The 26,019-nt window shown below is 42.7% G+C and carries 26 protein-coding genes; 10 read left to right on the forward strand and 16 right to left on the reverse strand.

Translation table 11 applies throughout. The features are described 5' to 3' along the window. Window positions 1–27 precede the first annotated feature (27 nt). The 8 genes from ACROAE_RS08055 to ACROAE_RS08090 all read right to left on the reverse strand — a co-directional run bounded on the left by ACROAE_RS08055 (window position 28) and on the right by ACROAE_RS08090 (window position 7,260). Window positions 28–1,335 (reverse strand): amidohydrolase, encoded by a 1,308-nt coding sequence (locus ACROAE_RS08055; RefSeq protein ID WP_432400554.1) that lies wholly within the window; start codon window positions 1,333–1,335, stop codon window positions 28–30. Between the two features lie 133 nt (window positions 1,336–1,468). Then, entirely contained in the window at window positions 1,469–2,758 is a 1,290-nt protein-coding gene (locus tag ACROAE_RS08060; RefSeq protein ID WP_432400556.1) for a hypothetical protein, read from the reverse strand. A gap of 64 nt (window positions 2,759–2,822) precedes the next feature. After that, window positions 2,823–2,990 carry a hypothetical protein gene (locus ACROAE_RS08065; RefSeq protein WP_432400558.1) on the reverse strand — a complete coding sequence of 56 codons (168 nt, stop codon included), beginning with the start codon at window positions 2,988–2,990 and terminating at the stop codon, window positions 2,823–2,825. A gap of 60 nt (window positions 2,991–3,050) precedes the next feature. Next, a complete protein-coding gene (locus ACROAE_RS08070) occupies window positions 3,051–4,160 on the reverse strand; it encodes a hypothetical protein (RefSeq protein ID WP_432400560.1) in 1,110 nt (369 codons plus the stop codon). 84 nt (window positions 4,161–4,244) lie between these two features. Further along, window positions 4,245–4,874 (reverse strand): class I SAM-dependent methyltransferase, encoded by a 630-nt coding sequence (locus tag ACROAE_RS08075; protein ID WP_432400759.1) that lies wholly within the window; start codon window positions 4,872–4,874, stop codon window positions 4,245–4,247. Between the two features lie 33 nt (window positions 4,875–4,907). After that, a complete protein-coding gene (locus ACROAE_RS08080; RefSeq protein ID WP_432400562.1) occupies window positions 4,908–5,288 on the reverse strand; it encodes a hypothetical protein in 381 nt (126 codons plus the stop codon). Window positions 5,289–5,307: 19 nt separating this feature from the next. Beyond that, on the reverse strand, window positions 5,308–5,919 hold the full coding sequence (locus ACROAE_RS08085; RefSeq protein ID WP_432400564.1) for a tRNA-uridine aminocarboxypropyltransferase: 612 nt from the start codon (window positions 5,917–5,919) through the stop codon (window positions 5,308–5,310). A gap of 135 nt (window positions 5,920–6,054) precedes the next feature. Further along, window positions 6,055–7,260, reverse strand: a complete 1,206-nt coding sequence (locus ACROAE_RS08090) for a multidrug effflux MFS transporter (protein WP_432400566.1) — start codon at window positions 7,258–7,260, stop codon at window positions 6,055–6,057. A gap of 125 nt (window positions 7,261–7,385) precedes the next feature. Between ACROAE_RS08090 and ACROAE_RS08095 the strand changes: the two genes are divergently transcribed. The 3 genes from ACROAE_RS08095 (at window position 7,386) to ACROAE_RS08105 (ending at window position 9,382) form a co-directional block, all read left to right on the forward strand. Beyond that, window positions 7,386–8,378, forward strand: a complete 993-nt coding sequence (locus ACROAE_RS08095; protein WP_432400568.1) for a LysR family transcriptional regulator — start codon at window positions 7,386–7,388, stop codon at window positions 8,376–8,378. Between the two features lie 92 nt (window positions 8,379–8,470). Then, window positions 8,471–8,779, forward strand: coding sequence for a hypothetical protein (locus ACROAE_RS08100; RefSeq protein WP_432400570.1), 309 nt, complete (start codon window positions 8,471–8,473; stop codon window positions 8,777–8,779). A gap of 270 nt (window positions 8,780–9,049) precedes the next feature. After that, complete coding sequence (locus ACROAE_RS08105) at window positions 9,050–9,382, forward strand: hypothetical protein (protein WP_432400572.1); 333 nt, start codon at window positions 9,050–9,052, stop codon at window positions 9,380–9,382. Between the two features lie 253 nt (window positions 9,383–9,635). On the opposite strand, the gene ACROAE_RS08110 is transcribed toward ACROAE_RS08105, so the two are convergent. Beyond that, window positions 9,636–11,090, reverse strand: coding sequence for a DUF4145 domain-containing protein (locus tag ACROAE_RS08110; RefSeq protein WP_432400574.1), 1,455 nt, complete (start codon window positions 11,088–11,090; stop codon window positions 9,636–9,638). A gap of 23 nt (window positions 11,091–11,113) precedes the next feature. Next, entirely contained in the window at window positions 11,114–11,830 is a 717-nt protein-coding gene (locus ACROAE_RS08115; RefSeq protein ID WP_432400576.1) for a hypothetical protein, read from the reverse strand. A gap of 170 nt (window positions 11,831–12,000) precedes the next feature. Between ACROAE_RS08115 and ACROAE_RS08120 the strand changes: the two genes are divergently transcribed. Continuing rightward, a complete protein-coding gene (locus ACROAE_RS08120; protein WP_432400578.1) occupies window positions 12,001–12,552 on the forward strand; it encodes a DUF2780 domain-containing protein in 552 nt (183 codons plus the stop codon). 107 nt (window positions 12,553–12,659) lie between these two features. Beyond that, on the forward strand, window positions 12,660–13,112 hold the full coding sequence (locus ACROAE_RS08125) for a TerB family tellurite resistance protein (RefSeq protein WP_432400580.1): 453 nt from the start codon (window positions 12,660–12,662) through the stop codon (window positions 13,110–13,112). A gap of 11 nt (window positions 13,113–13,123) precedes the next feature. On the opposite strand, the gene yjeH is transcribed toward ACROAE_RS08125, so the two are convergent. Next, window positions 13,124–14,398: an L-methionine/branched-chain amino acid transporter gene (gene yjeH, locus ACROAE_RS08130; protein ID WP_432400582.1), complete on the reverse strand. Its 1,275-nt coding sequence runs from the start codon at window positions 14,396–14,398 to the stop codon at window positions 13,124–13,126. Window positions 14,399–14,568: 170 nt separating this feature from the next. Between yjeH and ACROAE_RS08135 the strand changes: the two genes are divergently transcribed. Further along, the gene (locus ACROAE_RS08135) at window positions 14,569–14,997 is read left to right on the forward strand and encodes an Lrp/AsnC family transcriptional regulator (RefSeq protein ID WP_432400584.1); all 429 of its coding nucleotides are present in this window, start codon (window positions 14,569–14,571) and stop codon (window positions 14,995–14,997) included. Between the two features lie 55 nt (window positions 14,998–15,052). Here the strand turns inward: ACROAE_RS08135 and ACROAE_RS08140 are convergent, their stop codons facing one another. Beyond that, on the reverse strand, window positions 15,053–15,886 hold the full coding sequence (locus ACROAE_RS08140) for an HDOD domain-containing protein (RefSeq protein WP_432400586.1): 834 nt from the start codon (window positions 15,884–15,886) through the stop codon (window positions 15,053–15,055). A gap of 414 nt (window positions 15,887–16,300) precedes the next feature. Here ACROAE_RS08140 and menD point away from each other — a divergent pair, with 414 nt between their 5' ends. Genes menD through menE form a run of 4 tightly spaced genes read left to right on the forward strand, consistent with a single transcriptional unit; the run spans window position 16,301 to window position 21,349 of the window. Beyond that, on the forward strand, window positions 16,301–18,040 hold the full coding sequence (gene menD / locus ACROAE_RS08145) for a 2-succinyl-5-enolpyruvyl-6-hydroxy-3-cyclohexene-1-carboxylic-acid synthase (RefSeq protein ID WP_432400588.1): 1,740 nt from the start codon (window positions 16,301–16,303) through the stop codon (window positions 18,038–18,040). Further along, entirely contained in the window at window positions 18,040–18,831 is a 792-nt protein-coding gene (gene menH, locus ACROAE_RS08150; RefSeq protein WP_432400590.1) for a 2-succinyl-6-hydroxy-2,4-cyclohexadiene-1-carboxylate synthase, read from the forward strand. Before menD ends, menH begins: the two co-directional genes overlap by 1 nt. A gap of 8 nt (window positions 18,832–18,839) precedes the next feature. Next, a complete protein-coding gene (gene menC / locus ACROAE_RS08155; RefSeq protein WP_432400592.1) occupies window positions 18,840–19,943 on the forward strand; it encodes an o-succinylbenzoate synthase in 1,104 nt (367 codons plus the stop codon). Then, window positions 19,943–21,349, forward strand: coding sequence for an o-succinylbenzoate--CoA ligase (gene menE / locus ACROAE_RS08160; RefSeq protein ID WP_432400594.1), 1,407 nt, complete (start codon window positions 19,943–19,945; stop codon window positions 21,347–21,349). Before menC ends, menE begins: the two co-directional genes overlap by 1 nt. Window positions 21,350–21,439: 90 nt before the next feature. On the opposite strand, the gene rpoH is transcribed toward menE, so the two are convergent. The 4 genes from rpoH to ftsY form a co-directional block, all read right to left on the reverse strand. Continuing rightward, window positions 21,440–22,297, reverse strand: a complete 858-nt coding sequence (gene rpoH, locus ACROAE_RS08165) for an RNA polymerase sigma factor RpoH (protein ID WP_432400596.1) — start codon at window positions 22,295–22,297, stop codon at window positions 21,440–21,442. A gap of 228 nt (window positions 22,298–22,525) precedes the next feature. Continuing rightward, a complete protein-coding gene (gene ftsX, locus ACROAE_RS08170) occupies window positions 22,526–23,491 on the reverse strand; it encodes a permease-like cell division protein FtsX (protein ID WP_432400598.1) in 966 nt (321 codons plus the stop codon). Continuing rightward, entirely contained in the window at window positions 23,488–24,171 is a 684-nt protein-coding gene (gene ftsE / locus ACROAE_RS08175) for a cell division ATP-binding protein FtsE (RefSeq protein WP_188957593.1), read from the reverse strand. Before ftsE ends, ftsX begins: the two co-directional genes overlap by 4 nt. A 3-nt stretch (window positions 24,172–24,174) precedes the next feature. Beyond that, window positions 24,175–25,962: a signal recognition particle-docking protein FtsY gene (gene ftsY / locus ACROAE_RS08180; RefSeq protein ID WP_432400600.1), complete on the reverse strand. Its 1,788-nt coding sequence runs from the start codon at window positions 25,960–25,962 to the stop codon at window positions 24,175–24,177. Between the last annotated feature and the right edge of the window lie 57 nt (window positions 25,963–26,019).

The raw sequence follows: 26,019 nt of genomic DNA on the forward strand, positions 1-26,019 counted from the left end.
TTTTGTCCATGGTGAATCAAAATGGGTTTATTGTGCCGCGCCCAGTGCGGTTAAGGCTACCTGGGTCATGGCTTGCACGCCTATTTTTAGCGCGCTTTCATCAACATAAAATGCCGGTGAGTGATTACTGGCTACCTGGCTGATATCTTTGTCTGTTGGTGTGACACCTAAAAAGAAGAACATCCCTGGGGTTTCTAACGCATAGTAAGAAAAGTCTTCTGCACCGGTAATTAACCCCGGTTCAATCAGCATATTGTCGCCCACGACAGAGGCTATCACTGGGCGCATTTTACTGACCAACTCTGGGTTATTTACTGTGACCGGATAACCCGATTGGATCTCAGTCACTGCGGTAGCGCCAAGGGTTTTGGCAGCATTAGTGGCAATTTCAGCCAGCTTAATTTTAATGTCGGCGCGCATATCCTGATCAAAGGTGCGAATCGTACCAATAAGCTCTACTTCATCAGGAATAATGTTTGAGCGAATGCCGCCGTTAATGGCGCCAAAGCTGACAACTGCAGGTGCTTTAGTAATATCGACCTGACGACTGATAATGGTTTGCACACTATTAATAATTTGTGCTGACGCCACGATTGGATCAACACCACTCCAAGGACGCGAGCCATGAGTTTGCCTGCCCGTCACTTTAATACTAAATGAATCTTCACTGGCCATTGCAGGGCCAGAGCGTAAACCAATCACCCCAGTAGGCATGCTTGAGGTAACGTGCATACCAAACACTTGATCCGGTTTGCGCTTAGCAAATAAGCCTTCTTTTAGCATTAACTCAGCGCCGCCTTGCTCACCTTCTGGTGCGCCCTCTTCGGCCGGTTGGAAAATAAACATCACATCACCGGCCAGGCTGTCTTTTACTTTCACGAGGTTTTCGGCCACACCCATTAACATCGCGACATGCGTATCGTGACCACAGGCATGCATTACACCGACTTTTTGGCCGCGATAAGTGTCAGTGGCTTTAGAAGCAAAAGGTAAATCAACCACTTCGGTCACGGGCAGTGCGTCCATGTCGGCACGTAAACCAATTAATGGCCCAGGTTTACCGCCTTTCAATATCGCCACCACACCAGTGTGCGCAATACCCGTTTGCACCTCAAGCCCGAGTGATTTGAGGTGTTTCTCAATCACTTTACTGGTGCGAAACTCACGATTAGATAATTCAGGATGTTGATGAAGGTCGCGGCGCCATGCAATCACCTTGCTTTCGACTTGAGCCGTTAATTCTGCAGCATTAGGCACGCTGGCCACGGTAGATGAGCTGTAAGCACTGCTAGCAAATACACTGGCAAGCATGAAAGCGAGGGAGGTCAGGCGCATGTAAGGTCCATTTTTATTATTATTTGAGCAACAAAACTACCCTGAAACGGCCTGATTGTTAAATGCTTTGCACATTTAAATGATTTTTGAATTGTATCAATTTATTACCATTGAGAGTATTTCACAAAGTACGTTACGATTGTGAAATATTTTGAATCTTGTTTTTAAAAATTAATGACCATAATCTATAAACAAAAAGCACAAGTGATTTAATAACACCAAATGAAAAAATAAAAACAAAAGCAACGAAAAACAGATTAAATAAATTACCAAAAAGCAATACTATTGCATCAGCAAATGGCAAGGATAATAACTGCGAAAGACTAAACAAAGAAACCATGCTAACAATTTCTGCAGCATAGTAAGAAAAAAAGGTATTTGAAATTGAATAGAGCATAAAAAAGAAGAAAGTATTAGCCATACAAGAATAAATTAAAACCTTATAGTTAAAATTATAACGTAGATTATCATCAAATCGAAAAATGCAGTTAATTACCGTATAGAAAAACATCTCAAATTCTTTGCTACATTTACCTCTAAGATTTTCGATCTTCAACAGATCACTTACAATCCAATAACCATCCATTCTGAAGAAAGGGTTTAAGTTCCATAAAAATGAAAGATTCAACATAAGTATTGCATTTAATATAACAGGGGAGTCGCTTTTAAACAAAGTCACTATTAGTAAAGTAGTGAATATCAACTGAAAATAGATCCCACCACAATCAATCAATAAGCGATCTTTCCTTCTTAATCGCCACGACTCAGATAAATCTGCATAAAAAACAAAAAAGATAACATACCAACCCACACCAATTTCAACCTTTCTACATCCAGACTTATATGCCGCTATTGCATGTCCGAACTCATGAAACAACAACCCAACGCCAACTAACGCGATTGCCATAATCTGTTCTAACGCACCGAGTTCAAAATCAGCTTTACCAACACCTAAATAATTAGAATAAAATATCAGCTGAGAAAGCATCGTAATAAGAGTTAAAAAACCAATAAGCTTAGGTTCAAAAATAAACTGTAAAGGTTTAGATATAAAGTTTACAATTTTCCTATTAAACACTCTCAATTGCATTTGCATATATGAAGGTTTACCTTTCACTAACTTTGGCTTTGAGTAACCATTGTTTTCAGATAGAAGTATACCTCTTGGAACTAAGGTGTCATGTAGCAGAGTACTATATTTTTCCCAATCGCTCTCATTCACCTCCTTAAAATCATCTCTTAACTTTAAACTCTCTATATCTGTAGGACTATCAAAACTCAAAATGAATTTATATATATGTTGTGGCAATGAAAACCTAAAGTCTTTTCCATCATCAGACGCAATAATACACAACCAAGGATGATTATTACTTAAGTCATGTGATGGAAAAAAGTCAACATCTGTATTGAATATAAACTTCATAACTCGTCCGTTAAAATAAAATGCCGTGCTTTAGAAAATTTAAACCACGGCATAAAAAATCAATCTAATCGGGATCGCACCAATGGGTAGTACCTGAACCGTCACATCCAGGTTTTGAAATATCGCCGCCGCCACCGCCGCCGCCACCGCCACCGCCGCCACACAAACCAAACTCGACGCGGTCTTCTAATTCACAGATTTGAAACTCTTCAAGAGTTTTATTATCTTGCATAAGTTTTTCCTTTTCTTATTGGGTTTACACCCGGTTAATAAATGCGACTGCACTTAATTCTTATTCTATTACTTTAATAAAACCATTTTTAACTAATGTATTTAGCATCGTAATTGAATCATAACCTGACTGTCTTACCTCTAAACTAAATGGGTGCCAGTCAATAACGTCACTATCAGATAAAATTTTAAAACAAGCATCTAGTTCACCAGGAACTTTAATTCCTTTAGTTGTGAGAGAATTAAACCAATACGACTCATCATTCTTTATTATCGTCGACCAGTTATCTCTAATAAATCTAACTGTAGCTGGTTCCCTAGTTAATTCAAACTCTGACATGTCAGCTTTTGGTATAACCCAGCGGTGTAAACAAAGAGCATACTCCCAAGAGGTTGGATCATTTAAAACTTTTAACTCTAATGATGAATAAAGCCTTTGCATGACTTTATTAACAAATTCTAACTTTGTTTCTGACAATGTTTTTGGCTTTATTACCTCAGCTATTTCAATAGAACTATTACCATCAATACCATTACAAAAAACGGGGAGTATAGGGAGTTTTAACAATAGCGACAACCTTGCAATCCCTGCCTTTACCGATAACTCACTCCCAAAAAAATCGACACTAGTGCACCCATCATTATTTAAAAATGAATCAGGCCCCATGTTGCCATCAACATAAATACCACCTACTCGATTTTCTTTTAAACTACGAATTAAATCTAAACTGACTTTATCGCCTTCAACTTCCAGCAACTTTACTTTATCGGCATGTTCTGCTGAACTTTGAGAAATCAAATCTTTCATATCATAATATGATTTCCCAGCAATAGGGGCAACAGTAGGTATATTTAAACTAGCAGCGTCTACAAAAAAATGCCTATGCGAACCAAAATGAAAAAGCGCACACAACACTCCACCATATTCATTGATGTAACTAAGAATTAATTCCTTATCCCATCCAGACATAATGGGTTCAATAGAATAATCTCTTGCTTTAAAGTTCTCTGAATATTTATTTAATCTTCTGTTAAAACTTTCTTTTTGATATTCACGATTTTCATATGCAGCGTAACTAATAGCATCAATTTCAACAGCATTTTTTTTTGCCGAAAAAATACTCTTGAAATTCATTTTATAATAATCAAGCTCAGAACTATCATTTACCATATTACTTCCCTATAAACACAAACAGATCCTTAACATTCAATTAACATACATTCGTAAAATAAAAAGTCAATATTTTATTTTAGATTATTTACTCAAAAATACGACGTCATTGTCGATGATTTCAAGTTGCCAACCCCGTTGCTGCGCCAGCCATTCAAAGGTCTCGACTGAGTAAAAATTAATATGGGTTGGGTCACTTTTATAGTGCCAATTAATAAAAGCCTCTAAGCCAAGCACCCGCTTAGTCATAATAGCTAAAATGCCGCCGGGTAACAGCAGTTGGCTTAAGCGTTCTATTAACTGATGAGCATCGGCAATGTGTTCTATCACCTCGGTTAAACACACAAAATCATATTGTTGATTAAGCACCTGAGTATCAGGGTGATAAAACAAATCATAATTAGCGACACTGACACCTTGGGCTGCAGCCATTTGACTGAGCACGGCGCCTTCGCCGCAGCCAAAATCTAAACCTTTGGCATTAAGCCCGGTGCGAGCAAGAAGTGGCGTGAGTGTACGCGACAAAAACCGTTGGTAACCGGCATCGGCAAAGTCATTATCATGTAAGTCATATTGGGCTTTTTCTGCTGTTTCATCTAAATAAAACTGCGCAGGTACCGACACTAAATGACAATATTGGCAGCGTACATAGTGACGATTTTTATCTTGATGAAAAGCAAGGGTTTGTTGATGACACAATGGGCAGGACGACAAAGACAACACTCCAAAACAAGACAAATAGGGTAACTACTCAGACTGCGCTGGGTCGCTGGTTTCTTTTGGGATTTTACGAGTTTGCGCCGCAGCCTCTTGCGCTTGCTGTAAGTATTTTTGCTCGCGGGTTAAACGTTGCTCTGATTGCGTTTGCGCTTTTTCGAGCTGCTGCGCTTCCCAGTCATTTGCTTCCTGCTTAGCTAACACTTTTTGCTCGCGTTCAGCGGTGGCATTGGCGGCATCACGGGCTTTTTGCAATTGGCTTTGTTCAAGCTCAGCTGATTCAATGCGCGCTTGTTCGCCCTTTTCTGACAGGGTCATTTTTTTATGCGGCTTGTCAGTAGCGTAAGCATGTACCGTGAAGGCGCTGGCGGCGCACATTAACAAAATCGTTCCAATAAGGCGAATATTCATAAGTACTATCCTTTGAGTCCTATCCCTTAAGCTTATCGCTATTATAGCGCTGACGAACCGCCGCTGGCATGGCGGATAACTTATGGTGCACCATTGCGTTAAACACTGCAAATATTGGCACGATATCGGCGCCAGGCTCCAGACTTGCTAGGGTATAAGCCGCTGCCTCGAGGGTGGATAAACTGTCACTGCGTTTGGCTTTGCGGATCACATATTGCGACTCATCTTCACACTCAAGGTGCAGTGACGGATAGTTAAGTAACCAAGGGTTAAGCTGTAACATACGGTACGCTTTGCGCCAGGTGCCATCAATTAACACAATAATCGCTTTATCATCGGCTTCAACCTCATTCGCCGCTTTGCTGTGATCATTTGGGTACACAATAAACACAGGCCGAGTTTGCGCAGCTAAATACCCTTGCAACTCAGCAAAATCATCTGCGGTTTCACCGACATAAATCTGAGTTTGTGGCAATGCAAGCTTGAGCAACCTGACGGTATTTTTAGCATGCTCCACCTCAGATGGATGCTGCATAATAATAATGTCAGTAACTGTTGTTGTCGGTTTTACTGCATGACAAATGCAGGCTGACTGTGGGTATTGGCAATTAATACAATATTTTCTTTTCAATCGTTAACTCATATCTTCTGTAATATTCAGATTATACCAAGGATGCCCCATAAAAAAATACCCGCAGAATGTGGTTAGCATTCTGCGGGTTAAAGGTGATATTACTATTATTTAACCTGAGCTCGGGTTATTTAATTAATCGTGTTGTAGTTGCTCTTGATGCAGATGGCTTAAACGGTTCATTGCCATCATGGCGAGCAACACACTGCAAAATCCCCCCATCACAATCGCAATGGCATAAGGTGCTGGTATGTCTGTTAGTTGGATTAATGCGGTTAAAATCGATGCGCCGCTCATTTGAATACAACCTAACATTGCCGTTGCAGTCCCTGCGCGTTCACCAAAGGCCGATAAAGCCATACTAGTAGCAGGTCCAAGCAATAGGGCAAAACCAACACATAGCAACATCATCGGTGCCATAAAGGCAATAGCAGCAGCAATGCCTTGCTCTGGGCCCACTAATTGCAATACCACTTCAACCACAGCCGCTAACACCATTAGCGACAATGCCACTACGACACCAGGGCGGTTGCCAATGCGTTTAATCAATACTGGCGCTGCAAAACAAGCCACTACGTTAACCAGGGCATTTAAGCCAAATAGGCCACTGAACATTAACTCTGAAATACCTAAGTGACCAATTAACCACACAGGCGAGTAAGACACGTAACATAAAATAGAGGCCATCGCGATCATGCAACATGAAGCATAAAACATAAAATGCGGGTCGCCAATTACCGGCTTATAGCGCCCCCAACGGTAAAGCGGACCGGTACTGTCGGTGTTAAGTGGACGCGTTTCCGGAAAACGAAAACCGACAATAAACAATACGATTACCGCATAAATAGCCATAAAGATAAAAGTAGAGCGCCAGCCAAACTGTAATGCTAGCAAACCACCTAAAGTGGGCGCTAACGCAGGTACCACGCAAATAGCGCCATTTAAGTAGCTGTATATCGACACACTTTGCTTGCGGTCATAACAATCACGCACGGCACTAAACACCACAATAGAGGTAGAACATGCAGCTAAACCTTGAAACACTCGTGCCACTTGTAACAGTTCAAATTCAACCGCGTATGCGCCCAATAAACTGCTAATACCGTAAAGCACAATACCAAACAAGGCGACGGGTCTACGACCAAAACGGTCGGCTAATGGACCAATCAATATCTGGCCAACACCCATAGCAAATAAAAACAATACTAAAGTAGACTGAACCTCACTGTTCGACACCCCATACTCAAGTGCCATTGTTGGCATTGATGGAAGATAAATATCGATAGCTAATGGGCTTAACAGCACCATAAACATCAATAATGGCAGTAGGTTACGATGCATAATATTATTTCTCTTAATCTAAAAAAGCGAAAGGTCACCCTTAATGGAGCGCTATGATATGTCAAATGGTGGTATGAACAGAAATGATATAAAATCCAAAGTGAATTTCCATTTGAGAATATCTGATGAATTTAGATAATTTAGCGCGTGTTGACCTTAATTTACTGGTTATTTTACAGGTGTTACTTGAAGAGCAAAGTGTCACTCGTGCGGCTCATCGCTTACACCTGAGCCAGTCTGCTGTGAGCAAAAGCTTAAATCGTCTACGCGAAGCATTAGATGACCCATTATTCCAACGCACAGCTCATGGATTAAAGCCGACCGCGCATGCGTTAGCGTTAAGGCAAAAACTCTTGCCTGTGCTACAAAACTTATATCAGTTAACTCAACCACCTACATTTCACCCAGCAAGTAGCCAGCGTCATTTTACGTTTTCAATGGTTGAAAGTGCCTATGAAACATTAATCCCATATTTTATCGGGCCATTGTTACAACAAGCGCCGTCTGTAAAATTAGACTCATATGTGTGGACAGAAAAGTCTATGCAAGATTTACAGCAAGGGCAAATCGATTTTGGGATTGCGGGCCGAGATATTCATCCACAAAGCGATTTCAAAATAGAGCATGTTCCAGAAGGCATTGAATATCAGACACTGTTTAACGACCATCAGGTGTGTTTAGTACGCAAAAACCATCCTATTTTAAAGATCATTGAATCGGGTAACTGGGATCAAGCTCAATACTTAGCCATGTCTCATGTGCAAGTTCGGTGTGAAGGAAACGATTGGTGGGCGCTTGATTATCATTTAGCTAATTTAGGTTTACATCGACACTTATCAACAACTGTGCCTGACTTTTACGGCGCTGCTAGTGTATGTGCACATACCGATCTTATTTTTACTCTTCCCTCGAGCTTTGCCATCCATGCACAAAAACTCTATTCATTAGAGTCGGTCCCGTTGCCATTTGATTTTATGCCGATGGCGTATGTGTTTTTATGGCACGAGCGTAATAACCAGGAGCCTGGACATCAATGGTTTCGTGAGCTTATTTTTAACAGTGTCGATAACGCCATGGCCAACAATCACATCATCCAAACGGGCGTACCAAAAGGATAAATACTCGAGGAAGGCGTGAACTTTTGCGGCTTACATAACTCAAAATATTACTCACGCTTCAGCGACAATTTATTTACGGTAAAGGAACCACAATGTTCAGCTCAATTAACTTATGGCATATTCGTCAACGCTTGCGCCAAATGCGCCCGCTCACCGCCTTATTTAGTTTAATGCTGATCATTGTTGGCAGCCTGATTTTATTGCCATTATTGCTGCTGTTTTTAATCGTGGGTTTTATTGGCATGACACTGCTAAGTCGCAAATATTTAGGCAAACAAAGCCCCACCTCAAACATGTTTCCCTCAAAAGTTCGGCACCAGGACAGGTACCAGCAACATCCCAATATTGAGAAGGAATATTCAGTCAAGCCGAGTCAACATCACAGAACGATTAATCAATAGACGCTAAGCGTTGAGCACTAGGTGTTAATTGTTTCACATTAGGCAGAGCACCTTACCCTTCCCGTTTTATCAAGTCATTGTGGCCCTAAAGAGTGAGTAATATCTAAACATTAACTCAGTTTAACGTGACATATTATGTCTAGCCGTTGCACACTACATGCTCAACAATCATACATATTTAGGCGCGATTTCTCAGCTGAATAGTTCAATGAGTGAGTATCAATAACACTCTCTGTTCGACAACAGGATAAGCCGCATTTAGGAGCCAACATGAACGTTAACCAAACATTTAACAGCGCTAATTTTAAACATCACGTGACGAGTATGAACCCTATTCTGGCATTACTGATGGTTTTTGCTATGGCCTTAGTCGCCCTTACATTATTGCCATTTTTATTACTGTTTGGCTTAATCAGTTTTATAACTTTGCGATTTTTAGGTAAAAAAATGCTGCGTCGTCAGCAAGCTGAACAAGACCGAGCATACCAAGATTACGCCCATGTACAACGCGAACCCGCTGCGCCTTATGCTGATATGTTTAAGCGCTCAGGAACAAGCCAGGCCTCAACGACAGGCAGAACATTCGAACACCAAGCGGATTAACCCAGCAAGAGTTTTCGGATTGTTTGCTTAAGCGTTGGGTTATCGAAAAGTGGGTAACACCAGAGGTGTCGGCAATATTAACGAAGTACTGAAGTGAAAGGTTATTACATAGTCAGAGGCTTTGCTTTTTGAGCGGATACGGCTGCAGAGCCATGGTTGTTACGGGGCTAAAAAACCGTGACAGCGGCTATCGATACAACCAACAAAACGCTTTCACGGGGGTCGGTGCTTTTCATGATCACAAAATTCCCTTTTAACTCGTTGAAAGTGGCTCCAGCAACAACTTCGCTTGTTGCAAAGCAATCATTTCATCTTCACTCGGATTAAGCTCAATAACACTGTCGATTTGCATCGCCAACGATTGCCATAATGGTTCAATAACCTCTAGGTGTTCGTCATTGCCGTGAGTCTTGGCTAAGGTAAGTAAATACGCGGCTTGTACCACATCAATACGCCCCAAAATACCGTCGGCTAATGCCACACTTAGCTCTATCATGGCACTCACATTGTGACCATATTTTACCGCCTGGTGCAGATAGCCTTCAGCCTTAACTCGTTGTGTTTGGCTGGCATTGTCGTCATGTAAAATGTGACTACCACAATGCAACATAGCATCAATTTGGCCTTGATCTGCCGCCTCTGCCATCCATTGCTCGCTGGCTGCTAAGTCCGATGAACAACCCAAGCCCTCTGCTAACATTAGCGCCAAATGATACTGGGCATTGGGGTAACCTGCTTGCGCTGCTTTATTAATCCACAAAAAAGCATTTTCAAACTGCTTTGTTTGATAATACAACACCCCAAGATTTGACATCGCCTCTGCATTTTCGGCATTAGCAGCAAGGGTTAACAAGCGCTCTGCTTGAGGTAAATCAATACTAAATTGATGGCTACCCACAAGGTAGAAAAAGCCTTGTAATGCTTGTGCTTCGATAATGCCATTGTCTGCGGCCTGAGCGATTAACTGCTCACCCTTATTCTTATTTTCCTCACCGGTATAGCCGTGTAATAAACTCACGCCATGCTCAAATACTGCCGCTTTATGTTGAAGCGAAGACAAAGCAAACCAATAACCTGCTTGAGCAAATGCCTCTGCCGCGGTGTTGTTTTCACCCTTGGTAGGCTGCTTGTTTTGTGTTGACTCATCTGTCGCGGCTTGTGCTAATGCTTGCTCTTGTTCTTGTAGCATTAAGCCTTTAGCTTTTAATGACATGCCCACTAAATACTGTGCTTCAGCATCGTTATTCATCACTGCGCGATAACACAGATCTCGCCCCGCAAACGAATCAAAAGGCTCAAAGGTATAAGTGGGGGCAACGTGTTGATGCACGACAGGATAGAGTTTGGCCACTAAATGCAAAATATGCTCAATCGATTTTTCTGCAATCGAGACCAGTTGCGTTTGGGTTAAATGGTATTTTTCGGGATGCGCACCGCGATTACCGTCGCTACGTAAACGATGTAATGCTCGCACGGCTGGCGGATCAATCAGTCTGGCTTGGTGTAATTGCTCAATACGGTCGTATAAATTAGGACTGGTGAATGTGAGCCCATGAGGCGTAGCTAATTGACGGGTGAGCTTATGGGTAAAACTGCGAATATACACCAGCGCTTGGGTGGGAATATCGCGGACATAACTTTTGGCTAGCCGATAATCTTCAGTTAAGTTTTCAGAGAAACCATCAATAAACGCGCTATCATTTAACAATGGTCTCTCCTTGTATTAATCAGTTACTTTTCCAAATCGATTGGTTGGCGATTCACCATATACAATCTAAATAAGGCAATATTGACAAATAAGCCTAAAAACGCAAATAAGGTTTCGACGACTAACTGTAGTGGGAATCCTACTTGTGTTGCCATTTGGGTAAACACGCCAGCAAATAACGATAATGGAACATATAGCATTAATACTGCAATGGTTTTAAATGCTACTGAACCTGCGCTAAAGCTAAAGCTCTTTTTAATCGCTTCAAGTGGCGTTAAACGCTCAACCACGACCATAAAGTTGACATAGGCTAGACGGGCAAACAAATACAAACTCACCACCAAACCAATTAACCATAATGGACCAAACGCGGCAAAAATCATTACAGGCGCTAAAATCGCTAAACCAGAAAATACGCCCGCAAGTAACAGCGGTGGTACAAACGGTAAACTGGCTTTTAATATTTGTCCAGACGATAACTCATGGCCTTGTGAGCGCAGCTCTAAAAATAATGTTAAAGCAGCAATCAGTACTGAAAATACTAACAATAGCACCATCATAACCGCTGCATGTGATGCGCCAAATTGTGGATTTTCTGGGTCGGCCGTTAACATTTCATTACCAAGCCAAAGCTGGATAGCAACTTGAATTAATAGCAGCGGCAAAGTCAGTGCTGCCAGCTGACGGATATGGTTTCGAAAAAAGTTTAATGCTTCAGTCAAAATAGCAAACAATGACATGTAAATTCCAATAATCGATTAACAATAAATATGGCGCTTAGGATACCCAAAAAAGCCTCAATTTGCACAATTGAAATCGCTAAAAAACCAATCTCCTGTCGCATTTAGTCAAATCAGGGTAAAATAGCGCCCTAGTTTGGCCATTTATATCATTAAACAGGACACGCATTATGAAATTAGCATCCGCATTACCGGTACTATTTACTGTCTTAGCATTCTCATCACCTGCATCTGCGGGTTGGTTAGACAAAGCATCTGAAGCCGCTAAAAAAGTTGTAGAAACCCCAGCTACAGCAACGGCTGCAGCAGAAACAGCGACGACGGCACAATCCACTGAATTAGTGGGTAATGTGATGTCTCAGCTTGGTTTAAGCCAAAACCAAGCTGAAGGTGGATTAGGTTCATTGTTGAGCTTGGCGCAAACCAACTTAGGCGGTAACGATTTTAGCCAATTGACTAGTAGCATTCCTAACGCAGACGGTTTACTGGCTGCTGTACCATCAATGTCATCAGACAGCGGTATGTCGGGTTTATTATCTAAAGCTGGCGATTTAGGTTCATCATTGCAAGGCACTGCCATGGTATACGATGCATTTGAAAAGCTAGGCATTTCAAAAGAGTACATCGTCCCTATGGTTGATATTGCTAAAAACTATCTAGAGCAAAGCGGTAGTGAAGGCACGGTAGGTTTGTTAACGAAAGGCTTGGGTTCATTACTTTAAATGAGCACCTTTTAAATTTGGTTAACATTAATTAATCCCAAGCCATTCGCTTGGGATTATCATTTTTGCTAGCATAAAATTGATAAAACCTCAGTTGTGGAGCCAATATGATCGCCAAACTAAAACAGTTTATTCAATCACACACTCAAGAAAGTAGCCCTGAAGAAAAGGCCCAGCACCTCAATTTAGCCGCCGCGACGTTACTGTTAGAAGTGGTTTATGCTGATGAAAAACTGGCTGATGCTGAAGCGGCTTTACTGCCAGAGATGCTCATCAATACTTTAGGCATTAACTCCGAACAAGCCAAAGCCTTAACCGATGAGGCCAAACAAGCCCGTCACGATGCCATTTCGCTATTTGAATTTACGTCTGAAATTAATGCGCAATTTAGCATTGAAGATAAACAGCATTTATTATTGTCTATGTGGCGCTTAGCCTATGCCGATGGTGAATTATCTCAGTTCGAAGATCAAATCATTCGCCGTACTGCTGATCTATTATATCTCAAGCACAGCGAATTAATTCAAATGCGTAATATTGCTATTCAACAATCTACCTGAGTAAATCTAGGTTAACTAGCAGGTAATTGCTTGCGTTGTAAGTGATTCTTTTGCCACCACATAAAAGGGGCAATCACCATGACCAACACCAACACATAAATCATATTGTCTGCTAGTGCGATGCCAATCCCAATACAAAACACGCAACCTGCTGCCACTAAAGGCCAATAGCGTTTACTGAGTAATTTAGCGGCAGATAACATCGCCAGTAAATAAATCACCACAAAAACGCCGTTACTCCAGGCAATCAGCTTTTCTAAATCTTGGCCTGAATAAAACGTCAGTACAATCACCACCGCCATGCTGCCGAGGATGCCAAATAAAGCCCTAAACGGCACACCATGTTGGTTTAACTTCACAAAGTATCGGGGCAAGATACCTTCTTTACTAAAGCTCCACAATAAACGAGCAGCGCTTGCTGAATATACGTTCACGGTCGCTAAACCACTGGCAATACCTAATATACCAATAGCTTGTGCACCATAACCCTGTAAAAAACTGTCACTGAGCAAATAATCAAACGCACTTATCATGGCAAGGCCTGTTTTATCTGTTGGCACCATTAACAGTAAAAACGTGCAGGCGAGGTAAATCACTCCAACAAGGACCGTACCCATTAAAATCGCTGGGAGCATGTCTTTATCAGGTCGGCGAAAATCACTGGCTAAATGAGTCATAGCCTCAATACCTAAAAAGCTCCAAAAACCGATACCCATGGCAATCATAACCGTACTCATTTGCGGATGACTGGTTTGGTTAAACGATTCAAGCTGCTCAGAGTTAAGTCCACTGGCGCCAAACAATAACGCCACCACCGTCACTATGGCTAAAGTAAGCGCAAATTGCAGTTTAGCCGACACTTGAATGCCGCGAATATTCAAGCCTAATAGCATTAAAACCACAATTAATTCTGCTACCAGCTGCCAGCCACCGTGAAGTGGTATTAAGGCATTCATAAACTGAAAGGTCATTAAAATGGCTGCTGGAGCACCTATAGGGATCACTAATAAAAAGAGTAATCCTATGGTTCTTCCTGCTGTGCGGCCAAATGCTTTTTCAACAAAATAGGCAGGCCCTGCGGCATGAGGAAAGCGGCTGGCCAATAAACCAAATACTAGCGCAACTGGAATAATGGCTAACGTGAGTATTAACCAGGCAAGCAATGCCCCTGAGTCTGCTACCGCAATGGTCATTTGCGGTAAAATAAATACCCCTGTACCCAGCAATGTGGTGGCCATTAACCCAGCACCTTGCCAGCGACCTATCGTTCCTGTTATTTGATTCATAATGTTATTCTTGCTGTGATATATTGCATTATTATAAGTGGCATCGACTCAACATTCTGCGGGTTCATCAGCGCAAGCTGCTTGTTAAAACCGACAAAATGACGGAATTAACTTCTTACGCCGTCAATATGACGGAGAACAGATATTAATGACAACTCAGGAATACTGCATTGGATAAATTTGATAACGCGATTATAAGCGCATTACGCCTCAATGCTCGACAGAGTATTTCGTTTATTGCCGAACAAGTGAATTTGTCACGCAGTGCAGTGACGGAGCGAATTAAAAAATTAGAACAAAGTGGTGTTATTCGTGGGTATCAGGTTTTACTCAGCGAATCTCAAAAGCAAGGTGTGTCTGCTTACTTTGAAATTCAACACCGCTGTGCACGTTGCGCTGAGGTGATCCATATTTTTACCACTATTCCTGAAGTCATTACTTGCCAGGGGATCACTGGCGACATGGACTTACTGGTTTATGTGCATGCTAACTCGATGCAACGTCTGCATGAAATCCGAGAGTTTATTGATGCCCAAGCCGATATTGTTAAAATTAAAACTCATGTTGTATTAAGTGAATGGATTAATAACCAGGCATAAAAAAGCTCTATAAAAACAGAGCTTATGGCTGAACACTTGTCCGTACATAAATCAATTATGCGAGCTGTTTACCTATTTCTAATCCTTTGCCATGTAAAGCAATAAATTTCTCGCCCAAACCTGACATATCCATTTTGATAATGCCGGCTTTATGATTAGCAATATCCGCTAACCATGCGGTAAATGACTCATCGTCTCGCTGATCATCCCAATGAGAAAATACAGCGTGTGACAAATAAATCACCGAAGCCAATTTTGAAGCAGGCTTGGCTTTCAGCGGCGCTCGTTGAAACTCAATACCATGAACTAACGTGGGGGCAAATTTCCAGTTTGAGGCTAATAATGCACCAACAGATGGTGAATCGAACCCTAATAAACTTAATTCAAGTTGCTGCTTATCAGCCCCCTCTGCCACGGCCGCACGAATTTGCGCCGCTACAGTAGGCTCAACAACCGCAATTAATAAATCACCAATGTTATGTAAAATAGCGCAGGTAAATGCTTCATCGGATGCCACGCCACACACTTTAGCAAGTGCTTGAGAATATAACGCTATCTCAAAAGTCTCGCCCCAAAACTCCGCTAAATCAATACCGTCAGGATTGGGTATCGCGCCTACCACAGCCGAAGCAATCACTAAGGTGCGTAATGTTTGCGTTCCCAAACGGACCACGGCATCTTCAATAGAGCCCACTTCTCGACTGCGCCCAAAATGCGCCGAGTTGGCAAGACGTAACACTCTTGCGCTAATTAATGGGTCCTGCGCAACCTTAGCAGAAATGCTTTTTATAGAGGTATTTTCATTATTAACGGCATCAAGTAACTCACTAACAGCTTTGGGTAAACGCGGTAATTCATCGACTCTTTTTAATAGTGCAGCTGATGGCATATGTTTAGGTCCTTACATTAACGGATAAGTATATAAATCACTTTTACAACTTTAGCATAACATAAATAAAACAATTGCTAATGCAGTGAATGATTATTGCTATTGGCGCTTTATTATTTAACCTGAACCTGGGATAGGGAATGAACTTATACCATTTAAAACAACACCTTAACCACTGCCACTTTGCAAGATTGTCATTTTTTATGCTAACAAAGCGAATTGACACGTCAATAGCTAGCCTATTGCAAGTCGATTCAACGCAGTTAGCAGGGCAAAGGACTGCTTGAAAGGCGTTTATTATTCCGAGTTGAGGTTATTTATGCGTCGGCTTTAAAAAGTCTGCGTTAAACCTTAGATATCACGCACACTTGGCGTTACACTAATATTCGTTATTTATCTTCTACATGAGCCAATATGCAACAACAGACTAGCGCAGATATGAATTTATTATGGGGACAATTGATCCTCGAGGAACTTGCGCGTTTAGGCGTTAAACATGTGTGCATGGCGCCGGGTTCTCGTTCAACGCCGTTGACATTAGCTGCTGCTAGCCAAACTCAAATCACTCGCCACATTCATTTTGATGAACGAGGTTTAGGCTTTATGGCGCTTGGCCTTGCTAAGGCCAGTAACGCTCCTGTTGCCATTATCACCACGTCGGGTACTGCGGTAGCAAACTTATATCCAGCGATTGTTGAGGCATGGCTTACTCATGTGCCATTAATTGTATTGTCAGGTGATCGCCCAAGTGAATTAATTGATTGCGGTGCCAATCAAGCCATTATCCAACCTGCTATTTTTGCCGGCTATGCCAAGCAATTAAATTTACCGACACCAGATATTGGCTATCCGGCTAATGCACTATTAAGTGCCATTGACCATGCAGTCACTAACCAACACCAACCCGTGCATATCAACTGTATGTATCGTGAACCGTTATACCCTGCTGAACTGGTCACATTAGCCCATGTAAAAAAAACAGCAAGTGTGACGACTACCACTTATCTAGCGCCACTCAATACATGGTTTGACAATAACAAACCGCTGACTCGGTATGCTGGATTAAACAGTGCTGAATTGCCCTCTACAGATACCTTAATGCGCTTTGTGCACGGCAAAGGCGTGATTGTCGTCGGGACATTGTCACCCGCTGATAATCCACACTTAATTGTGGCATTAGCACAAAAACTCGGCTGGCCGGTATTAGTCGACGCGCAATCACAATTACGCCAACACCCGGGGGTCATTGGTCATACAGACCAATTATTGCTTAATGCGAAAGCCAGTAAACTGCTTGAACAGGCAGAACGCGTATTAGTGTTTGGTGGACGTTTTGTCTCCAAACGTCTTATTCAATATTTGGCTCAACAGGCCTGGCACAGCTACTGGCAAATAATAAATCATAGCGATCGCTTAGACCCAACACATCAAAATAAACACATATGGCAAGCCAGTGTGCAAGCGGTGTGTCAGTTACCTTGGCCACGATCTTCAGATGCGAATTGGGCACTGCAACTATTACCCTATAATGAATCGTTAGAGTCGGTACTTAAGCAACAAATTGATAATACGAGTTTTGGCGAAGCACAAGTCATACGTACCGTTGCAGCGAATCAAACTGATGAACACATCTTATTTATTGGCAATAGCTTACCCATACGCCTTTATGATATGTATGCCCCAATAGCCACCAATACCCCCGCAATTTACACTAACCGTGGCGCATCTGGCATTGACGGCCTTATTGCCACTGCATGCGGTGTCGCAGCAGACAAAAAAGCCCCCACAACCTTACTCATTGGTGACTTATCTTGCTTGCATGACTTCAACTCGATGGCATTGCTAAAACAAATGACCCGCGCGTTTGTGCTAGTGATTATTAATAATGATGGCGGCAATATTTTTAACTTATTGCCAGTACCCGATGAAAGCTTACGTAATGATTTTTATCGCTTAAGCCATGGTTTAGAGTTTGGTTATGGTGCGGCAATGTTTGGCTTGGCATATCGCCAGGTAGATGACATTGAATCGTTTAAGCAAGCGTATCAAGAGGCCTTTGAATTTAACTGTGCATCAGTGATTGAAGTTAATGTTGCGCCCAATCAAGCCAGCGATCAAATTGCACAAATTAACCAATGGGTGAAACAGCACTAATGGTCATCATCCGTCGTTTTGGCCACCCGAGCTTACCTGCTTTAGTCATGTTGCATGGCTTTTTGGGCAGTAAAGACGACTGGTCTACTTTAATGCCAAGTTTAAGCCAACACTTTCATTGTATTTGCATCGATTTACCCGGCCATGGTGCAAATACATTGGCATTAGCATCTCCAGGGTTTAGTCAAGTAGCTGCGCATATTGTCGCCAAAGTCAGTGAACTTGGAATAAACCAGTTCCACTTATTGGGCTACTCATTGGGCGGCAGAATTGCCTTACATATTGCTCAAGACTTTCCTAACGCACTACTCAGTTTAACCTTAGAGTCGGCTCACCCAGGGTTAATTGACGATATACAGCGCGACGCACGAGCTAAAAGCGATTTGCTGTGGGCCAAAAAGTTACAGCAGTTAACGATAACCGCCTTTTTGTCACTGTGGTACCAACAAACTGTATTTAATGACCTGAGCAAAATACACAAACAACAATTAATTGCACTGCGCAATAACAATAATCCGCAACGCCTTAATAATTGCTATCTCGCCACTTCTCTCAGCCTGCAGCAAGACTGTAGAGCGGTGCTAAACCAACTCTCTTGCCCCTGTTTTTACCTTTATGGTGAAGACGACAGTAAGTTTGCGCAAGTGGCTAAAGACTGGCAAGCTCAGTACCGTAACGCCAAATTAATACTGCAGCCTTTAGCGGCGGCCGGACACAATATTCATAGCCTACATCCAAGGTTATTCAGTGACACTTTATTGGCTTTACTTAATCCCATCACCTCTGCTTAGGAGTTGCTATGCAAGTTGTCGACGCGCCGACCATTAGCAGTGCTTCATTATATCGATATCATATTGCACTCAACCCAACCTTACCTGTGGCGAAGCAACGCATTGATCACCGTAAAGGTGTGGTGTTAGTCGTAAACTTGACCAATGAGCAACACCACACACAACAAGCCTGGGTTGAAATAGCACCGCTGTCGGGAATTGATACTGAAGGCTTGCCTATTGAAGGCTTTAGCCAAGAGTCTATTGACGATGTGATGTCGTATTTATCGCAATGCGCAAATCAACTGATTGACCAATCTGCCAATGCCATAATGACCTTAGTAGATAATGCATTATTGCCGTGTTGCGCGTTTGGACTGAGTTTATTGCATGCTAAAATAACGCAACAACTGCCTTGTAGAATTGACAACCCACACACTCAATCGGCCACGGTTCCGCTGGTTTATGCCGGTATGACTGAACAACAACTGCAAGCCAAACTGCTGCAAAATGGCACCGTAAATAGCGTTAAAGTCAAAGTGGCACAAACAACGATGGAGGATGAAATCGCCTTTATTTATCGAGTGTTAGAGATCGCGCCACAGGTCAGTTTGCGCCTAGATGGTAATCGCGGTTTTAGCCTCGAACAAGCCATCGACTTTTTAGCTTGTTTGCCCAAAGATAAAATAGAATACATTGAAGAGCCCTGCATCAATCCAGCTGACAACCCACATGTTTTTCGGCACCTTGGCGTTAGCTACGCCCTGGATGAATCGCTTAACTCATCCACGTTTGATGTTGTTAATGCGATAAAACAACAACCTGGTATTGGCGCGCTTATTATCAAACCTATGTTACTCGGCTCAATAGCTAAATTACAAAACATAATAGACACCGCCCATAGTTATGGCGTGCGCTGCATTATAAGTTCGAGCTTAGAGTCCGATATTGGCATTAATGACTTACGCCTCGTAAGCCAGGCGTTAACCCCCAACGAAACACCCGGGTTAGACACCTTAAACGCATTTAGTCAGTCATTATTACTTGCACCAGCAATAGCTCAGCAGCTTAATATTAACGCTTTGCAGCTAATCCATCATGCTGGTGAATCAAACGAGGCAGTTGATTCATAATGATGATATCGCCACTGCATCAAACCGCGCTAAAGACACCAAATGCCATCGCAATTGAAGATGGCCATGACACTTATACTTATGCCACCTTAAGCGCAATGGTGAGTAATTTAACGCAATCATTGCAGGCACAACATATTGGGCGTGGCGATATTGTGGCGTGCTTATCACAAAACAATTTAGAGATGATTTGTCTGTACTGGGCTTGTATTGATGCTGGCTGGGTATTTTTACCTTTATCACCTCGGCTATCTAACCAACAAATTACTCAGCTAATTGATACTTATCAAATACAATGGCTATGGACAGACAGCCCCAGTAGACAAATAGACATCAAGGTCGCCCATTGGTTAAACGTATCACTGTGTATACAAACCAATCCATCGCCAACTACCGTTAAAATATCACCTCACATTGCCTCTAATATCATCCTGACATCAGGCTCAAGCGGCACACCTAAAGCCGCTGTACATTGCTTACTGAACCATATGACCAGCGCACAAGGCTCGGCTAGCTATATTCCACTAAAAATGAATGATAGCTGGTTATTGTCTTTACCATTGTTTCATATTGGCGGCTTAGCGATATTGCATCGATGCACCCTAGCCGGTGCCTGCATAGCACTTCGCAACTCAGCTATGTCATTAGCCGAACAACTGCAACAAAGCGATATTACCCATGTGTCGTTAGTGCCAACTCAGGCATTACAAATATTAGCGCAGCAGCCCCAGGTTTTAACCCATGTAAAAGCCTTATTATTAGGCGGTGGCATGATAGAACCGCAACTCATTAGCACCCTCAACGCGCACAATATCAAAGCTTACACCAGTTATGGCATGACAGAGATGAGCTCGCAAATCACTACGGCAAAAGCCAATCTCGCTGGTCATCATGGCCGCCCTTTGCCGGCTCGGCAGCTCAAGCTAGTCGACGGGATTATTTGGGTTAAAGGAGAATGCTTATTTTTAGGGTATTTAACCCCCCAAGGTATTTCACTTCCAGTTGACCACCAAGGTTGGTTTTGTACTCAAGATAAAGGTCAGCTTAATGATAAAGGCCAGTTGATGATTTCAGGAAGAATAGACAATATGTTTATTTGTGGCGGTGAAAATGTTCATCCAGAACAAATTGAAGCGGTGTTAATGACACACCCCAACGTGGCTCAAGCGATTGTATTTGCTATGCCAGACCCCATTTTTGGCTACTTACCTGCAGCGATTATCGACTATGTCGATGAACACGATACAGAGCAAGTCAATGCACAACTGAGTGAGTTAATAGAGCAAAAGCTAGCGCGCTTTATGCGTCCAAGACAGTATTTTGGCTGGCCTAAACAGGTCATATCGAGCGGCATTAAAGCGCCCAGAAAATTGATTATTGCTGCCATTCAACAGTCGGTGGTGTGAAGAGACATTAATGCTTAAATAACTTAAATGCTAAAAACAAAAAACCTGCCGCGGCAGGTTTTTTAGTTTAAAAAGTGTAAGGAGTAAAGCTTATTCCATACACGCTTTAAGCTTGTTCATGGCATTTTTTTCTAACTGCCTGATACGTTCTGCTGACACTTGGTAAGCTGAAGCAAGCTCTTGTAGCGTGGTTTTATTATCATCTAACCAACGAGCGCGAAGAATATGCTGGCTGCGGTCATCTAAGGTTTTGATTGCTGATAATAAACGCGCTTGCGAATCGGCTTCCCAATTGTCGTTTTCAACCTGTTCGGCTAAATCTGAAGAATGATCTTCTAAATACAATGCAGGAGCAAAATCGTGGTTATCATCATCGCTGTCGTTGGCAAGATCAAACGCAGGATCTTGCGCGGCCATACGTGACTCCATTTCAGTCACATCAGCTTTCGACACACCCAGATTTTCTGCCACCATAGTGACTTCAGCGTCGCTGAACCAACCTAAACGTTTTTTAGATTTACGAATATTAAAGAACAGCTTACGCTGAGCTTTAGTGGTCGCAACTTTTACGATACGCCAGTTTTTAAGGACGTATTCATGAATTTCGGCTTTAATCCAATGCACTGCAAATGAGACTAAACGAACACCAACGTCTGGATCAAAGCGTTTTACCGCTTTCATCAAACCAATGTTGCCTTCTTGAATGAGGTCAGCCTGAGGTAAACCATAACCTGAGTAACCTTTAGCAACGTGAACCACGAAACGAAGGTGCGACATAATTAATTGCTTTGCAGCCTGTAGATCGCCTGTTTCTTGTAAACGCTTGGCAATATCGTACTCGGTATCCGCGTCCAACATATTAATGCTGGTCACAGACTGGATATACGCTTCTAAACTACTACTGCCTCTAGGAACAGTCAGTGCCATTGATTGCGTTTGATAAGTCATTCGCTCTCCTACTACATTCAAAAAATTTACTTCAGTTAACTAAATACGCTTTATGAAACCCAATGGTTCATCTATTTCTACACTCGATTTAGCTGATGAACTATCAACTAAATGACATCATATGTCAAATCAGCTTCAGCTCGATTAATATTTTCACCGCTGGCCAATCACAATGCAAGTGAACAATCGTTCATTAATAGACTCACTAATACTATTATATGCCTTTAATTATGAAGGCTCAATATTACGCAAGTGCTGTCGTACCGATAAATACGAGCCTAGCCAACCTAAAAATGACGCTAACAAAACAAGCTTGATTAACTCAGCAAAGGTCAACGATTGAATGGTCAATTGGCTACCATATAAACCCAGTAATTCCGCTAATGCACTGTCGAGATACCACACTAATATGTTAATGATAAGCCAGGCTAAAATACCGCCTATCACCCCATACCAAATGCCGGTATACAAAAAAGGCCTTTGAATAAACGCTTCGGTTGCACCCACCAGCTTCATCACTTCAATTTCAGTACGTCGATTCATAATGGCTAAACGAATAGTGTTACCAATCACCAACACGACAGCTAATACTAATAACGCTGCGATGGCCAGCACGGTTTTCTCAAGTAATTTAAGCAGTGCTTGCAAGCGTTCTAGCCACTCAATGTCGAGCCGACCAAAGTTCACTTCAGGCTCACGCTCCAATTTGGCGAGTAATTCACGCGCACCAGTAGGGCTTGAATACTTAACCGATGGGGTCACGGTCACCACGGCGGGCAGCGGGTTTTCGTCAAGGTACGACAGTGCCTCACCAAATCCAGATAAGCGCTGAAACTCTTCAAGCGCTTGATCTCGGCTGATATAGCTCACGGTTTCGACTTCTCTAAACGCTTTAATTCGCGATAATAAACTTTGAATCGATTGCTCACTACGGCCTTTATTAATGAATAGTGATATTTCAGCCGCACTGTTCCAAGACTGAGTAATATTCTCGGCATTTTTAACCAGCACCTGTAATGCTGCGGGTAAGCTTAAACTCACGCCGAGCACGGCCATAGTCATAATCGATGATACCGGGCTGCGCCACAGCTCTCCCATACTCGACATGCCTTGTTGCACATGTCGAATAAAGAACATCACTATGCGGCCGCTTAACGGTAATTTACTTTGCGTAATATTGGGTTTCTTGCTCATCGCATCGCCTCCCTATCACTGCTTTCGCCGCCGAGCATTCTGCCTTGGCGCAAGGTAAATGTGCGGTATTTCATGCGCGCAATAAGGCCAAGGTCATGGGTGGCAATTAATACGCTGGTGCCTGAGTCGTTAAAGGTCTCAAACAGGCGCAAAATGTCCATCGACAATTTGGGATCTAAGTTACCGGTCGGCTCATCGGCTAGCAGTAATGGCGGCTTGTTAACAATCGCTCGAGCGATACCGACACGTTGCTGCTCACCACCCGATAACATAATCGGTAAGTGACGCTCTTTGCCGTATAGACCCACCATATCTAGGGCACCCGCAACACGCTTACGAATTTCACCATGAGAAAAACCTTCGATAACCAAAGGCAAAGCAATATTGTCAAACACGCTCTTATCCATCAGTAGATGATGGTTTTGGAAAATCATTCCGATATTGCGACGCAAATAAGGCACATGCTTAGGGCCAACATTGGCAATGTTGTGACCATTAATCGATACTTTACCTGCAGTTGCACGTTCGATAACCGTGATCAATTTGAGCAAGGTACTTTTACCCGCACCTGAATGGCCGGTTAAAAAAGCCATTTCACCTTGTCTAAGATGAAAATTGACATCCATCAGCGCTTTTTGACCGCCTGGATAAATTTTACTGACCTGCTCAAATTGGATCATAAATTATTGGTCCGTTTTTTCCTGACTGAATAACGCTTTAATAAAGTCGTTGGCGTTAAACGTACGTAAATCGTCAATTTGTTCGCCTACGCCAATGTGGCGAATAGGGATATTAAATTTGTCGGCAATGGCGAATATCACCCCACCTTTAGCTGTGCCATCAAGCTTACTGATCGTTAACCCCGTCACCCCTACGGCTTCTTGGAATAACTGCGCCTGACTAATGGCATTTTGGCCTGTGCTCGCATCGAGGGTAAGCATCACTTCATGCGGAGTATCTGGGTCAAGTTTTTTCATCACTCGAACCACTTTTTTCAGCTCTTCCATTAAGTGACTTTTGTTTTGTAAACGCCCGGCGGTATCGGCAATTAATACGTCAACTTTACGCGCTTTGGCCGCTTGTAATGCATCAAATAATACCGAGGCACTGTCGGCGCCAGTATGCTGAGCGATCACAGGAATATTATTGCGCTGGCCCCATACCTGAAGCTGTTCAACCGCCGCAGCACGGAAGGTATCACCTGCCGCTAACATGACAGATTTACCTTGATTTTGATACTGTTTTGCTAATTTACCGATAGTGGTGGTTTTACCCACGCCATTAACGCCGACCATCAAAATAACAAATGGACCATTGGCGTTATCAGGGACTAATGGAATCGCGACCGGCTCTAGCATTTTTTGCATTTCGTCACGCATTAAGTCGTATAACGCTTCTGCATTTTTAAGCTGCTTGCGCGACGCATGTTCCGTTAAGCTTTTAATCAATTTAGTGGTTGTTTCAACACCCACATCGGCAATCAATAATTGCTCTTCTAGCTCTTCAAACAACTCATCATCGATTTTTTTACCACTGAATAAGCCAATAAAACCAGAACCGATATTTTCGCTGGTACGCATTAAGCCGCGCTTTAAGCGGGCGAACATGCCTTCTTTTTTAGGTTTTTCTTGTGGCTCATCTTGACGTTCGAGCTCAATGGATTCAATAGGCGCTTGTGCGACTGCCAGCGTTTCAGCGGCTAAAGCTTCTGCTGCGATAGCTTCTGAATCAAGACGCTCTTGCTCTAGGCGTGCTTCTTCAGCCGCTTGCTGCTCGGCCAATTCTTGTGCAACGAGTTCTTGTGCTGCTAATGTTTGAGCGGCCAATTGCTCAGTTGCAAGTTTTTCGGCCGCCAATGCTGCTGTTTCAGCCGAAAGACGCTCAGCTTCGAGATGTGTTTGCTGAGCAAGTTCATTCTCAATGCGCAATTGTTCTAGGCGTTCAGCTTCTATACGAGCAGCTTCTTGTTCGGCTTGCTGTGCGGCTAATTGCTCCGCGGCAAGCTTTTCGGCTGCTAATGCCTCTGCTTCGGCGGCCATACGCTCAACGTCAAGTCGTGCTTGTTCTGCACGCTCATTCTCAATGCGTTGTTGTTCTAGGCGTTCAGCTGCTAAACGGGCAGCTTCTTGTTCGGCTTGCTGTGCGGCTAATTGCTCCGCAGCGAGTTTCTCGGCGGCTAATGCTTTAGTTTCAGCAGTTATTCGCTCAGCTTCAAGGCGTGCTTGCTCAGCACGTTCATTATCAACACGTTGTTGTTCAAGCTGCTGTTTTTCAAGCTCTAAAGCTTCGATACGAGCCGCTTCTACCTGGGCAAATTCTGCTGCTTGCTTTTGTTGCTCAGCTTGTTGAGTTTGTTCTGCTGCGTCAGTGGCAACATCATGCGAAATTTCTGCATCAGGTTGTTGCTGCTCTTCAACTTCAGGGGCGGGCTTATCTTTACGAAACCAGGAAAAAAAACCTTTCTTTGCCATGTTTGCTACCAGTATTTATAGGTTTAAAAATTCGGTTGAAGCCGTTTGATGCATCTC

It is taken from the genome of Shewanella sp. MF05960 (assembly GCF_050849305.1).
GTDB lineage: Bacteria > Pseudomonadota > Gammaproteobacteria > Enterobacterales > Shewanellaceae > Shewanella.